Annotated in this window: 1 protein-coding gene; it reads left to right on the top strand. The window is 36.8% G+C overall.

Annotated features, from left to right (window positions below; translation table 11 throughout):
• Positions 1-356: 356 nt before the first annotated feature.
• The coding region (locus HC175_RS15975) for an AMP-binding protein (protein ID WP_168139405.1) at positions 357-687 on the top strand (331 nt) is incomplete at its 3' end.

Genomic DNA, 687 nt, shown 5'->3' with positions numbered 1-687 from the left:
ATCTTTTGCCTTTTTTATGATTTCTTGTTCTATCGTTAATGTAAGTTTAGTATTCATGACCTTTTTATTAAAAGTTATAAATACAAATATAAAGAAGAATAAGGTTACACGTGTTATTTTTTAAAAATTAACACACTTTGTAATCCGCTTGTAACTAACTTGCGGATAAACCTCACAGTTTCAAAAACCTGTGAGGTTTTTTTGTTTCATTAGCTGGTGACCATAAGTGCTTCAGAAAATATTTGTAGTTCTTCCCGCATCTTTTTATCTTAATTATATAATACTTTTGCGCTCCCTGCCGGAAACATACAGGGACATGACTTCCACTTATTTTTTGGAAGAAAACAGCGATTAGAATGAATCCACAGGTAAAAAATTCAGGAGAACCAAAGCGGCTTTTTGACTGCCTTAGCTATCAATTGGAAAATTTCCCTCTGCCCGATATGCTTGCAGCCAAGGAAGAAGGAGAATGGAGAAAGTACAGTACCGCAGAGGTAAAACAAAAAATAGATCAAATTAGCGCGTCCCTTCTAAAAATGGGAATTTCGGGAGGTGACGGTAGTGTTGAAGGCAGAGACAAAATTGGCATTATAAGCCAGAATTGCCCCGAATGGATGATGGCAGATATGGCTATTCAGCAAATTGGTGCCGTCTCTGTTCCGGTTTATCCAAATATTACCAATGCCG

The sequence above is a fragment of the Salinimicrobium oceani genome, assembly GCF_012037645.1.
Note: the sequence above shows the minus strand (reverse complement) of the source record. Positions and strands in the feature narration are given on the sequence as shown.